The organism is Pseudomonas parakoreensis (assembly GCF_021602155.1).
GTDB classification, from domain to species: Bacteria; Pseudomonadota; Gammaproteobacteria; order Pseudomonadales; family Pseudomonadaceae; genus Aquipseudomonas; species Aquipseudomonas parakoreensis.
This window is the reverse complement of the sequence record NZ_BQHY01000014.1, coordinates 69,789-82,971: the sequence shown is the minus strand read 5'-3', so window position 1 is coordinate 82,971 and position 13,183 is coordinate 69,789. Positions and strand designations below refer to the sequence as shown.

The following is a 13,183-nucleotide window of genomic DNA, read 5'->3' as shown; positions in this document are numbered from 1 at the left end:
AGGGCCGGGATCATAGCAAACCTGTGCGCTTTTGGAGCATGTGCCGCTTTTGCATGAATATCGCTCATGTTGGTACGGGCGTCATACTGTAGAATCGCGGACGTTTTTTTCTGGATCGGGATCAAGGGCATGTCGTACCGCGTCATCAGCATTTTCTTGCTGTTTTTAAGCTGGGGCGCCGTGGCGCAGGAACCCGCGATCTCTGCTGCTATTTCGTACACCCGAGACATCCAGCCGATCTTCACCGAGAAATGCGTGGCCTGCCATGCGTGCTACGACTCGCCGTGCCAGCTCAACCTGGGCAGCGGTGAAGGCGCTGGCCGTGGCGCGAGCAAGATGCCGGTCTACGACGGCGAGCGCACTCAGGCTGCGCCGACCACGCGACTGTTCTACGACGCTTTCGGCAAACGTGCGTGGCAGCAGAAGGGTTTCTATTCGGTACTCGACGCTCAGGGCAGTCAGGCGGCGCTGATGGCGCGCATGCTGGAGCTGGGCCACAAAACCCCGCTGACACCGAATGCCAGGCTGCCGGAAGAGATCGTCCTCGGCCTGCAACGGGAAAACCTGTGTGCGATGCCCGCCGAGTTTGAAGGCTATGCCGGCGCCCATCCGAAAGAAGGCATGCCGCTGGCGGTGACCGGCCTCACCGATCAGCAATACCAGACCCTGCAACGCTGGCTGGCGTCCGGTGCGCCGATCGACGAACAAGGTTTGGCCCCGAGCGCCAAAGAAGCGCTGCAAATTGTGCAGTGGGAAAACCTGCTCAACACGCCGGGTGCGCGGCAGAGTCTGGTCGGGCGCTGGTTGTTCGAACACTGGTTCCTGGCGCATATCTATTTCAAGGACGGCGAGCCGGGGCACTACTTCCAGTGGGTGCGGTCGCGCACGCCGACCGGGCAGCCGATCGACCTGATCGCCACCCGACGCCCGAATGACGACCCGGGCACTCAGGTGTATTACCGCCTGTGGCCGGTGCAAGGGGTGATCGTGCACAAGACCCACATCACTTATCCGCTGAGCCCGGCGAAGATGGCGCGGGTCAAGAGCCTGTTCTACAGCGGCAACTGGCAAGTCAACGCGTTACCGGGGTACGGGCCGCAGAGCCGGGCCAACCCGTTCGCCACGTTCGAAGCGATTCCGGCGCAGGCGCGCTACCAGTTCATGCTCGACAATGCCGAATACTTCGTCCGCACCTTCATTCGCGGGCCGGTGTGCCGTGGGCAGATTGCAACCGATGTGATCCGCGATAACTTCTGGGCGCTGTTCCAGGCGCCGGAACACGATCTGTACATCACCGACCCCAACTATCGCGGCCAGGCCACGCCGTTGCTGGCAATGCCGGGGCAGAACGACGACGTTGGCAGTGTTTTGAGCCTTTGGCATAACTACCGCAACAAGCGCAACGAATACGAAGCCCTGCGCCGCGACAGCTACGCTGACCAACCGCCGCCGAGCTGGTCGACCCTGTGGGCGGGCAACGACAACGCGCTGCTGAGCATTTTCCGCCACTTCGACAGCGCTTCGGTGACCAAAGGCCTGATCGGCGAAGTGCCGCAAACGATGTGGCTGTTCGACTATCCGCTGCTGGAGCGCACGTATTACCAGTTGGCGGTCAACTTCGATGTGTTCGGCAACGTCTCCCATCAGGCGCAGACCCGTCTGTATTTCGACCTGATCCGCAACGGCGCCGAACAGAACTTCCTGCGTCTGATGCCGGCCGACTCCCGTGAGGACTACCTCGACGATTGGTATCAGAGCAGCGGCCAGTTCAAGATGTGGCTCGACTACGAAGCCATTGACGACGACAAACCGACCGGGCTGAAACTCGATCCGAAGGACCCGAAATACGACTTCGCCATGCAACTGCTGGCACGCTACGGCGACCTCAATGCGCGGCCGGATCCGATCAACCGCTGTGACGGCGCCTACTGCTCGCGGCCGAACATTGATCCGGCGCTGCAGAACGCCGAACAGGCGCTGAGCCGCCTGACGTCACGACCGGCCGGCGGTCTCAAGGTCATCGACCAATTGCCGGAAGCCACCCTGCTGCGCATCGAAACCCGCAGCGGCAAACGCGAGGTCTACAGCCTGCTGCGCAACCGTGCGCACAGCAACGTGGCGTTTCTGTTGGGCGAATCCCTGCGCTATCAGCCGGGACTCGACACCTTGACCATTTATCCAGGCGTGCTCAGCAGTTACCCGAATTTCATGTTCAACATTCCGGCCGGGCAAGTACCGGAGTTTGTCGATGCCATGGAAAGCGTCAAGGATGCCGATCGCTTCGAGAAAATCGTCGAACGTTGGGGGATCCGTCGCAGTCATCCGCAATTCTGGTTCTATTTTCACGACCTGAGCCAGTACATCCACGAAACCGAACCGGTGGAAGAGGGCGTGCTGGACATGAACCGCTACGAGAATCTTTGATCGTTGAGATCGACCTGCTGTCCCAACTCCAAGCAACACCGCAAAGCCCCTGTAGGAGCTGCCGAGTGCAACGAGGCTGCGATCTTTTGATTCTTTAACAACAAAGATCAAAAGATCGCAGCGTGCCGCAGCTCCTACAGGGGGCCGGAGGTGATTCAGGAATTGTGCACGGGAGCCGATCATGTTGATTTCAGTGCAGGCCCTGCGGGCGCTTGCCGCGTGGACCGTGGTCTGCCACCACTTCATGCAGATTTTCTTCGACTTCAAGGCGCGCGGCCCGGTCGGGCAGTTCTTCATTGATAAAGGCGCAGTCGGTGTCGATGTCTTCTTCGTCATCAGCGGGCTGGTGATTTTCTTGTCTACCGAAAGCAAGTCGTTGCCTCCGGCGCGGTTTCTGCTGTATCGGCTGTCGCGCATCGTCCCGGCATACTGGCTGTACACGCTGCTGATGGCGTTGCTGGTGGTGTTCGCCCGACCGCTGTTGCCGGATCAGACGGTGGATTGGGCGCATTTCCTCGCGTCGCTGTTATTCATTCCTGCGCAAAACCCCGGTGGCTATGGGATCTATCCGACGCTGAATGTCGGCTGGACGCTCAATTACGAAATGCTTTTCTATGTGTTGTTCGCCTGTGCGCTGGTGTTCCGCTGGCAGGTGCGCTTGCTGGTGGTTGGCGCGTTGCTGTTTTCGGTCTGTCAGGCGTTTGGCTGGATCAACGAGTTTTACCGTTCGGACATCGTCTACGAATTTTTGCTGGGGATCGGCATTGGCGTGCTCTATCGCCGGGGCTGGATCGGTGCAGGTTTATGGCTGCCGCTGTTGGCGATGGGGGCCGCGTTGACAGCGGTCTACCACCTGACGCCGGCGCCAAGGTTGTTGAGCTGGGGGATTCCGAGCGCGGTGCTGGTGATGGCGTGCATGGCACTGGAGCGCTACGTCGAGCACAACCGTGTGATGAAATGGCTCGGCGACTGTTCCTATTCGGTGTATCTGATGCATGTGCTGGTGCTGTCGGTTGGCGGTTTTATCGCGCGGCGTTACGGGGTCAACCCGTATCTGATGTTCATCGTCTGCGCGGTGGCCATCGCTGTGGGGTCATGGTTGAGCTACGAATGGGTAGAAAAACGCAGCTATCGGTGGCTTAAAGCACGGATCGATGGCGAACCGCTACGCGTACCGGTCGAAAATCTTTCCCGACAAAAATACTAGGACTTTGTCCGGCGCAATGATTGGCGTAAACTGCGCCCAAGCCTGCGAGGAGTTTCCATGACCGCTATTACCATTACCGACGCCGCCCACGATTACCTGGCCGATCTGCTCTCCAAGCAGAACACCCCGGGTATCGGCATCCGCGTCTTCATCACCCAGCCTGGCACCCAGTACGCCGAAACCTGCATTGCCTATTGCAAGCCGGGCGAAGAAAAACCTGAAGATACCGCGCTGGGGCTGAAAAGCTTCACCGCCTATATCGACTCGTTCAGCGAAGCGTTTCTCGACGATGCCGTCGTCGACTACGCCACCGACCGCATGGGCGGCCAGCTGACCATCAAGGCGCCAAACGCCAAAGTCCCGATGGTCAACGCCGACAGCCCGGTCAACGAGCGCATCAACTATTACCTGCAAACCGAAATCAACCCGGGGCTGGCCAGCCACGGCGGTCAGGTCAGCCTGATCGATGTGGTCGAGGACGGCATTGCCGTGCTGCAGTTCGGCGGCGGCTGCCAGGGCTGCGGCCAGGCCGACGTGACCCTGAAGGAAGGCATCGAGCGCACCTTGCTTGAGCGTATTCCAGAGCTCAAAGGTGTGCGCGACGTGACCGACCACACGCAGAAAGAAAACGCCTACTACTGAGTAAGGTGTTCACTGCGAACATGAAAAACGGCGCCCCGTGAGCGCCGTTTTTTTATGTCCTTTTGTAGCGAGGGGATTTATCCCCGATGGGGTGCGAAGCAGCCCAAGAAATGGAACTGCTGCGCAGTTCATCGGGGATAAATCCCCTCACCACAGGTTTTTTATCCAGCCACAAAACTCATCTGACTCAGGGTCTGTAGAGATGTGCATGCCCCGCGCGATACAGCGATGACTCGCTGAACACCTCACTGCCCAGCACCCGACCCACCAGAATCAACGCCGTACGCCGAAACCCCTTGGCCGCAACCTTCGCCGCAATGTCCTCCAGCGTCCCCACCACCCAGTCCTGATCCGGCCACGTCGCCCGGTGAATCACTGCAATCGGGCAATCCGCGCCGTAATGCGGCAGCAGTTCAGTGATGATTTTCTGCAGATGATTGACCCCCAGGTGAATCGCCATGGTCGCGCCATGTTGTGCCAGATCGCCGAGTTCCTCGCCGGCGGGCATCGCGGTCTTGTCCGCATAGCGGGTCAGAATCACGCTCTGTGACACATCCGGCAGCGTCAGCTCGGCGCCAAGCAAGGCTGCACAGGCGGCGGTGGCGGTGACGCCGGGGATGATTTCGAACGGAATATTCAACTCGCGCAGATAACGAATCTGCTCGCCAATCGCACCGTACAGGCTCGGATCACCCGAGTGCACCCGCGCCACGTCCTGGCCCTTGCCGTGGGCGGTTGTGATCAGTTCAATGATCTGCTCCAGATGCAATTCGGCGCTGTTGACCACCGTTTCCGCCTGATGTCCCGCGAGCACGGCGGCCGGCACCAGCGAGCCTGCGTAAATGATTACCGGGCAACTGCGAATCAGTCGCTGGCCTTTGACGGTGATCAATTCCGGGTCGCCGGGGCCGGCGCCGATGAAGTAGACGGTCATGAAGACATCCTGTGAAAAACGGGGCAGGGCAACGCTTCAGATGAAGATTGCTCATGATCAAACAGGGGGATTATCGGGAATTTACGCAGCGCCGGCCAATGCCAGTGTCGCCTGAGCGTATTTCTGCCGGGAAATCAGCAGCTTTGCCGGTGCCTGAATCAACTGCTCGGCCAGGGCCAGGGCGGCACTTTCCGCCACACCGTAGCAACCGGTGCGCTCATAGGCAATCTGCGAGTGATGGCTCAGTCGCTGTTGGTAAATGGCCAATTCTTCGCTGCTGAAATACAACAGCGGCAGCGCCAGTTGGCTGGCCAGTTCCTGCAGACCGGGTTCATCGCGTTTCAGGTCGATGCTGGCCAGGGCCTTGACCGCCTCGAGTTCTATACGATGCGCCTGCAACGCCTGATCGAGTAACGCGCGCAGCGTGCTGGCCGGGCAGCCGCGCTGGCAGCCCAGGCCGACCACCAGGGTCGGCGCTGCGCGGTCATCGGTCATGCGTGGTATTGACCAGCGCTTTTGCGGCGGAACAACCAGGCGCTGATCAGGCCCAAGGCCAGCCAGAACGCCACGTTGGTCAGCTGCGAAGCGATTTTGAACTGGGCTTCCAAGGCTTCCGGGGCGAGCATCGAATGCACTTCCGGTTGCGGCGCGCCGATCACATGCGGCACGGCGAGGATCGCCACGCCCAGCAGCTTCATCAGCCAGTGACGGCTGAACACGATGAGGGCCAGGCCGACTGCAGTGGAAGCGGCGGTGCCGATCCACCACGTTTGCCGCGACGCCAGATCGGCGGCAGCGGTGCCCGGCAGTTCAGGCGGCAGGCCGAGGGTCGGCGCGAGGACGAAGGTCGCGTAACCGGCCAGGCCCCAGAGCAGGCCCTGCGAAGTTTTGGTCGGTGCACGCAGGGTGTACAGGCCGGCGAGCATCAGGGCGAAACCGACCGCCACCACCAGATTGCCGCCGGAGGTCGAGACCACACGCTGCCAGCCGTCTTCCGGCTCCCAGGCTTCAGCGTCGTGAGTGTGTGCGGCCGTACCGGCGGCGTGTTCGTGAACGGCCACCGGTTCGGATTTTTCGAAGGTTTCAGCCTGCAGAATCAGTGGCGAGACCCAGAAGCTTTGCAGCAACGTCAGCAACAGGGCGGCCAGCAGGCCGGTGAAGCCTGCAGTTTGCGCGATACGCTTGATCATGTCGGCTGGTCTCAGTGGCACGGGAACGCGGCGCTGTGGCGGGTATCGTGAGCGGCGTTGTGCACCGCTTCGATGTGCGAGAAACCGGCGAAGTAAACGAGGCTGGCGCCCAGGATCGACGCGAAAATGGCGGCGGTCAGGCGTTGGCTCAAGGTGGCGGTGCTGGAGATGTTGTCGGTGTTGCTGGCGGTGCTGCTGATGATCGACATGGCGCTTCCCTCTGGAGTGTCAGCGGGTGATATAGAGCGCATGAAAACCCCTGCGAGTCGGGCACGCAGAGGTTCGAACAGCGCCCGCCCACCGCGGGTTTGTTATGTTCAGCGACGCAAAATGCGCGCTGTGTGTTGCGGGCCGGTCTCCGGGCTCACGAGGGGTTGGCGTCAGGCCGACCTGCAAGCGTCACCTTCCCATGCCGCAATGGCACAGTGGATTCGACGCTTCGCTCGCTTACCGTTGCGGGGGCAGCACCGGACTGACATGGCTTTGAGTAAAGCACATGATTCACCGGTTTCCCGTTTCACCCTGTGAAGGGCACCCGTAACAAGTTGTGTAGGAGAGCATGAGGGGAGGATTTGAGTCAATTGGGATTGGGGGCATATCCGTTGCTGCGGTAATGGCCTCTTAGGGTTCCGCCCTTACGGCGGGTTACTTTTGGCAAACGCCCCAAAAGTAACCAAAAGGTCTATGCCCTGACGTTCGGCCCTCGCTTAGGCTCGGGTTCCTTCGCTGCGGGATTCATCCGGGGGGCAGCGCCTACGGTTTGCTTCGCTGCACCTCCTCTCGCTGTGTTTGGCTGCGCCAAACGGTCGCTGCGCTCCCACCCCCGGATAAATCCCTCCACTCAGCCTGCCGACGGGCCCTCAGATCAAGAGCGGTACTCGAGCTAACGCTCATCGTGTTGAGTGGGGCGGCTTCGCCGCAGGGGGTGTGCACGAATAAAGTTGTGGGAGCCAGCCTGCTGGCGATGGCGGCCTGACAGCCGACCAATTTCTATCTGAATACACCCAATCCCCTGTAGGAGCTGCCGAAGGCTGCGGTCTTTTGATCTGCTTTGGCTTTGGCTTTGGCTTTGGCTCTGGCTTTCGATGTGGCTTTTGACCTTCAGCCCCTTCGGCAGGCCGAGCGAAGGTGTCCATCCGGGGGGTAGGCGCGTAGCGCCATGCGGCGAAGCCGCATGCATCGAGAGGAGGTGCAGCGAAGCAAACCGTAGGCGATGCCCCCGGATGGACACCGTAGCGAGGGAACACTGAGCCTCAGCGAAGTGCCGTACGCCGGGGCAAAGCCTTTTGGGTTACCTTTTCGGCGTTTGGAAAAGGTGACTCGCTGTAAGAGCGAAACCGCCAGCGGCGACACCCGCAGAAACGGATATGCCCCCAATCCAAAAAAAACCAGACCCCGTAACCCGAGGTCTGGCAAAAGTGACCCGCCGCAACGGCGAAACCGTAATCAGCAACCCCCGCAGCAACGGATATGCCCCCAATCCAAACATTGACCCATCCTCAACCCATGCGTAGCCTTGCACCTTCGAGGTTCTTCGGCCCACGCCGAAGCTAAGAAGGGAACGCGGTCGAAGCCGCGGCTGCCCCCGCAACTGTGAACGGTGAAGTTCGTTGCCACGCCACTGCCAGCTCAATCCACTGAGCCCGCGGGAAGGCGCAGCGAATGCCAGGCCCATGGCCTGAACACCGTCAGCCAGGAGACCTGCCTCGTGACAGATTTCTCACTACAACCGGGCGGGGTGATCCGGTGGCGAATTCTTCCGCGCGCACGCCCGCAGCGGATCTCGTCCCGCATGCCCGCCACCTTGCCAAAGGGCATCCGATGAAAACACTGGCCAAACTCCCCGTCACCATCGTCACCGGTTTCCTCGGCTCGGGCAAAACCACCTTGCTGCGCCATATGCTCGACAACGCTCAGGGCCGCCGTATCGCGGTGATCGTCAACGAGTTCGGCGAGCTGGGTATCGACGGTGAGATCCTCAAGCAATGCACCATCGGCTGCACCGAAGAAGAAGCCACCGGCCGCGTCTACGAACTGGCCAACGGCTGCCTGTGCTGCACGGTGCAGGAAGAGTTCTTCCCGGTGATGCGCGAACTGGTCGCCCGTCGCGGTGATCTCGATCACATTCTGATCGAGACGTCCGGTCTGGCCCTGCCAAAACCCTTGGTCCAGGCTTTCCAGTGGCCGGAAATCCGCAGCGCCTGCACCGTTGACGCGGTGATCACCGTGGTCGACAGCCCGGCCGTGGCCGCCGGGACCTTTGCTGCGTTCCCGGATCAGGTCGATGCCCAGCGCAAACTCGATCCGAACCTGGATCACGAATCGCCGCTGCATGAATTGTTCGCCGACCAACTGGCCAGCGCCGATCTGGTGATCCTCAACAAGGCCGACCAGACCAGCCAGGAAGACCTCGCTCGCGTGCGCGCTGAAGTCGCTGAAGAACTGCCGCCAGCAGTAAAAATCATCGAAGCCAGCAACGGTCGCCTGCCGCTGGACGTGTTGATTGGTCTCGGTGCCGGATCCGAAGAACACATCGACAGCCGTCACAGCCATCACGATCACCACCACGACGGTGATGACGACCACGATGACCACGATCACGACGCCTTCGATTCGATCTCCATCGAACTGCCGCGAGCCGACGAAAGCCTGCTGCTCGACGCGCTGACGCAACTGGTTGTGCAGCACGGCATCCTGCGTGTGAAGGGCTTCGCGGCGATTCCGAACAAGCCGATGCGCCTGTTGATTCAAGGCGTGGGCACGCGTTTCGACAAGCACTTCGACCGCCAGTGGGGCGCTGACGAAGCGCGCGTCACTCGTCTGGTGTTGATCGGTCAGGAACTCGACGCTGCGCAACTCGAAGCGCAACTGCGCGCCGCGCTCAGCGTTTAAGCCATGCACCTGCTCAGGACCCAGCCCGGCGGTTTCGTGTCGGATGACAACATTGCCGACCTTGGACAAACCCCCGCCGAGCTGGTGATCCTGTGCAGCGGCGACTCCAGCCTGGCGCTGCTCGCCGAAGCGGCGCAGCAACTGCCCGAGGATTACCCGAGCCTGCGCCTGGCCAATCCGATGCAGGTGCAGAATCACGCCTCGGTCGATCTGTATGTCGATGAGGTGCTGCGGCACGCCAAGGTCATCCTGATTTCGCTGCATGGCGGCATCGCCTACTGGCGTTATGGCGTCGAGCGTCTGGTGGAATTGTCCGAGCGCGGCGTGCAGGTGATTCTGGTACCGGGGGATGACCGTCCCGACCCGGAACTCAGTGACCTGAGCACCGTACCCGCCGAAGATCGCGACCGTCTCTGGCAGTTTTTGCGTCAGGGCGGCATGGGCAATGCGCTGGGCTTCTTCCATTGCCTGGCCAACCGCTGGCTGGCGCGCGACTACGCCTGGGGCGAGCCGCAAGCGTTGCCGCGCACGGCGATTTACCACCCACAGAAAAACACCGCCGCACTGAGCGACTGGCAAGCCGATTGGCTGCCCGGTCAACCGGTCGCGGCGGTGTTGTTTTATCGCTCGCATTTGCAAGCGGCGAACACCGCGTTCATTGATGTGTTCTGCCAGCGCTTGCAGGCGGCGGGGCTCAATCCGTTGCCGATCGCCGTCGCCAGCCTGAAAGAACCCGGCTGTCTGTCAGTGGTCGAGGACTGGCTGGATGAGGTCGAAGCTGCGGTGATCCTCAACACCACCGGCTTCGCGCAATCCAGCCCGGAAGCGCCGCACCTGCGGCCGTTCCGGCGCAATATTCCGGTGATTCAGGCGATCTGCGCCCAGGACAACGAGCCGGGCTGGCGCGACAGCGAGCAGGGTCTGGGACCACGAGATCTGGCGATGCACATTGCCTTGCCGGAACTCGACGGGCGCATCATCAGCCGGCCGGTCAGCTTCAAGGATCTGGCCTGGCGCAGCGAGCGCAGTCAGTCCGACGTGGTCTGCTACCGGGCGCAACCCGAGCGCATGGATTTCGTCGCTGAACTGGCCCGGCGCTGGAGCGATCTGGCGCGGCTGCCGAACGCTGAAAAACGCATCGCACTGATTCTCGCCAACTACCCGACCCGCGACGGTCGCATCGGCAATGGCGTCGGCCTCGACACGCCAGCGGCGGCGTTGAATATCCTGCGCGCGTTGCAGACCGACGGCTTTCCGTTGACCGCGGAGTTGCCGGACAGCGGCACCGCGATGATCCAGCAATTGCTCGGCGGGGTCAGCAACGACCTCGACAGCATCGACCTGCGTCCGTGTCAGCAAAGTCTGGCGATGGACGCCTACCTGGCGATGTTCAATGCGTTGCCCGAGGCCAATCGCGCGGCAGTGCTGGAACGCTGGGGCACGCCGCAAAACGACCCGATGTGCCGCGACGGGCGAATGATGATCGCCGGTCTGCGCTTCGGCCTGACCTTCGTCGGCATTCAGCCGGCGCGCGGTTATCAGGTCGATCCGAGTGCGGTGTATCACGACCCGGATCTGGTGCCGCCGCACGGCTATCTGGCGTTCTATTTCTGGCTGCGCAACACCTACGGTGCGCACGCGGTGATTCACGTCGGCAAGCACGGCAACCTCGAATGGCTGCCGGGCAAGGGCGTGGGGCTTTCGCAGAATTGCTGGCCGGACGCGCTGCTCGGGCCGCTGCCGAACATCTATCCGTTTATCGTCAACGACCCGGGCGAGGGCGCCCAGGCCAAACGGCGCACGCAAGCGGTGATCATCGACCACCTGATGCCGCCGCTGACCCGCGCCGAAACCTACGGCCCGTTGCGCAATCTGGAACTGTTGGCCGACGAATATTACGAGGCGCAACTGCTCGATCCGCGTCGTGCGCGAGAGCTGCAACGCGACATTCTGCAACTGGTGCGCGAGACGCAGATCGACCGCGAACTGCAACTCGACGCGGGCCTGGACAGTGATGCCGACGCCGCGATCTGGCTGCCGCGGCTGGACACCTACCTGTGTGATCTGAAGGAATCGCAGATTCGCGATGGCCTGCACATCTTTGGCGAATCGCCGACCGGACGTTTGCGCATCGATACCTTGCTGGCTTTGCTGCGCATTCCGCGTGGCGACGGCAAAGGCGCACAGTCGAGTCTGCTGCGGGCGTTGGCCAAGGCGTTTGAATTGAGCTTTGATCCGCTGGATTGCGCCCTTGCCGATCCATGGAACGGCCCGTGCCCTGCGGAGCTGCAAAGCGTCAGCGACGAGATCTGGCGCAGCGCCGGCGATACCCGCGAACGCCTCGAACTGTTCGCTACTCAACTGATCGCCCAAGCACTACAAATCCCCTGTGGGAGCGAGCTTGCTCGCGAAAGCGGTGGGTCAGGTACATCAATGTCGATTGACACGACGCTTTCGCGAGCAAGCTCGCTCCCACAAGGGGCGTGTTGGGCTGAAGTGAGGGCGATCATTGAAAACCTGCGCGAAGTCATCGCCCCACGCCTCGACGCCTGCGGCCCCGCCGAAATGCGCGGTCTGCTCGACGCCCTCAACGGCCGCTTCGTCCCCGCCGGCCCAAGTGGCGCGCCCAGCCGTGGCCGTCTCGACGTGCTGCCCACCGGGCGCAACTTCTACTCGGTGGACGTGCGCAACCTGCCGACCACCACCGCGTGGCGCATCGGCTTCCAGTCCGCGACGTTGATTCTCGAGCGGCATTTGCAGGATCACGGCGATCACCTGCGTCAGCTCGGCCTGTCGGTGTGGGGCACTGCGACCATGCGCACCGGCGGTGATGACATCGCCCAGGCCATGGCGCTGATGGGCGTGCGCCCGGTGTGGGCCACCGGCAGTCAGCGCGTCGATGATTTCGAGATTCTGCCGCTGAGCCTGCTTGACCGGCCACGGGTCGACGTCACGCTGCGGGTCTCGGGCTTTTTCCGCGATGCTTTTGCCAACCTGATTCGTCTGTTCGACGCCGCCGTGCAAGCGGTGGCAGCGCTGGACGAACCGGATGACCTCAACCCGCTGGCGGCGAAGGTGCGTGCCGAGCGCGAGGCGCTGTTGCAATCGGGGCTGGATGCCGACGCGGCGCGACGTCAGGCCGGCTGGCGGATTTTCGGCGCCAAACCCGGTGCCTATGGCGCGGGCGTGCAGGGTGCCATCGACGGTCGCCTGTGGCAGAGTCGCGAGGATCTGGCCGAGGTCTACCTGAACTGGGGCGCCTACGCCTATGGCGGGGCGGATGAGGGCACCGCCGCCCGCGAACAGTTCGTCCAGCGCCTGAGCCAGGTGCAGGCGGTGTTGCAGAATCAGGACAATCGCGAGCACGACTTGCTCGATTCCAACGACTATTACCAGTTTCAGGGCGGCATGCTCGCGGCGGTGGAAACCCTGCGCGGGGAAGCAGCGGCGAGTTATCACGGCGATCACAGTCAGCCGGATCTGCCGAGAATCCGCACCCTGAAAGAAGAACTCAATCGGGTGATCCGCTCGCGGGCGGCCAATCCGAAGTGGATCGACGGGGTCAAACGTCACGGCTATAAAGGCGCGTTTGAACTGGCGGCGACAGTCGATAACCTGTTCGCCTTCGACGCCACCACGCAACTGATCGACGATCATCAATATGCGTTGCTGGCCGACGCCTATTTGCTCGACCCGACGACCCGGGATTTTGTTCGTGAACACAATCCGCATGCCCTGCGCGACATGACCGAACGCATGCTGGAAGCGCAGCAACGCGGGATGTGGCAGGAACCCGGCGTGTATAAAGAAGCACTGGAAAACCTGCTGCTGGATATAGAAGAAGACACCTGATGCACCGCAATCCCCTGTGGGCGCGAGCAGGCTCGCTCCCCC

Annotated in this window: 9 protein-coding genes and 2 riboswitches; of the genes, 5 read left to right on the top strand and 4 right to left on the bottom strand. The window is 61.8% G+C overall.

The window, feature by feature from the left end:
• Positions 1-129 precede the first annotated feature (129 nt).
• From L6D63_RS21320 to nfuA, 3 genes are all read left to right on the top strand, one after another.
• The gene (locus L6D63_RS21320; protein WP_131671728.1) at positions 130-2,424 is read left to right on the top strand and encodes a fatty acid cis/trans isomerase; all 2,295 of its coding nucleotides are present in this window, start codon (positions 130-132) and stop codon (positions 2,422-2,424) included.
• Positions 2,425-2,605: 181 nt separating this feature from the next.
• Complete coding sequence (locus L6D63_RS21315) at positions 2,606-3,631, top strand: acyltransferase family protein (RefSeq protein ID WP_131671729.1); 1,026 nt, start codon at positions 2,606-2,608, stop codon at positions 3,629-3,631.
• A 57-nt stretch (positions 3,632-3,688) separates the two neighbouring features.
• Positions 3,689-4,273, top strand: a complete 585-nt coding sequence (gene nfuA, locus L6D63_RS21310) for a Fe-S biogenesis protein NfuA (RefSeq protein WP_003225494.1) — start codon at positions 3,689-3,691, stop codon at positions 4,271-4,273.
• 187 nt (positions 4,274-4,460) lie between these two features.
• Here the strand turns inward: nfuA and cobM are convergent, their stop codons facing one another.
• From cobM to L6D63_RS21290, 4 genes are all read right to left on the bottom strand, one after another.
• Positions 4,461-5,207, bottom strand: coding sequence for a precorrin-4 C(11)-methyltransferase (gene cobM, locus L6D63_RS21305; protein WP_047291463.1), 747 nt, complete (start codon positions 5,205-5,207; stop codon positions 4,461-4,463).
• 81 nt (positions 5,208-5,288) lie between these two features.
• On the bottom strand, positions 5,289-5,702 hold the full coding sequence (locus L6D63_RS21300) for a cobalamin biosynthesis protein (RefSeq protein WP_047291465.1): 414 nt from the start codon (positions 5,700-5,702) through the stop codon (positions 5,289-5,291).
• A complete protein-coding gene (locus L6D63_RS21295) occupies positions 5,699-6,397 on the bottom strand; it encodes a CbtA family protein (RefSeq protein WP_131671730.1) in 699 nt (232 codons plus the stop codon). The genes L6D63_RS21300 and L6D63_RS21295 overlap by 4 nt, the downstream gene beginning before the upstream one ends.
• Positions 6,398-6,408: 11 nt before the next feature.
• A complete protein-coding gene (locus L6D63_RS21290; RefSeq protein WP_131671731.1) occupies positions 6,409-6,606 on the bottom strand; it encodes a CbtB domain-containing protein in 198 nt (65 codons plus the stop codon).
• 123 nt (positions 6,607-6,729) lie between these two features.
• Positions 6,730-6,951: riboswitch (cobalamin riboswitch) on the bottom strand.
• Between the two features lie 956 nt (positions 6,952-7,907).
• Positions 7,908-8,120, top strand: a riboswitch (cobalamin riboswitch).
• A gap of 98 nt (positions 8,121-8,218) precedes the next feature.
• Here L6D63_RS21290 and cobW point away from each other — a divergent pair.
• Together cobW and cobN are read left to right on the top strand one after the other, a co-directional pair.
• The gene (cobW, locus tag L6D63_RS21285; RefSeq protein WP_131671733.1) at positions 8,219-9,289 is read left to right on the top strand and encodes a cobalamin biosynthesis protein CobW; all 1,071 of its coding nucleotides are present in this window, start codon (positions 8,219-8,221) and stop codon (positions 9,287-9,289) included.
• Positions 9,290-9,292: 3 nt separating this feature from the next.
• Complete coding sequence (gene cobN / locus L6D63_RS21280) at positions 9,293-13,141, top strand: cobaltochelatase subunit CobN (RefSeq protein WP_131671734.1); 3,849 nt, start codon at positions 9,293-9,295, stop codon at positions 13,139-13,141.
• Positions 13,142-13,183: the final 42 nt, after the last annotated feature.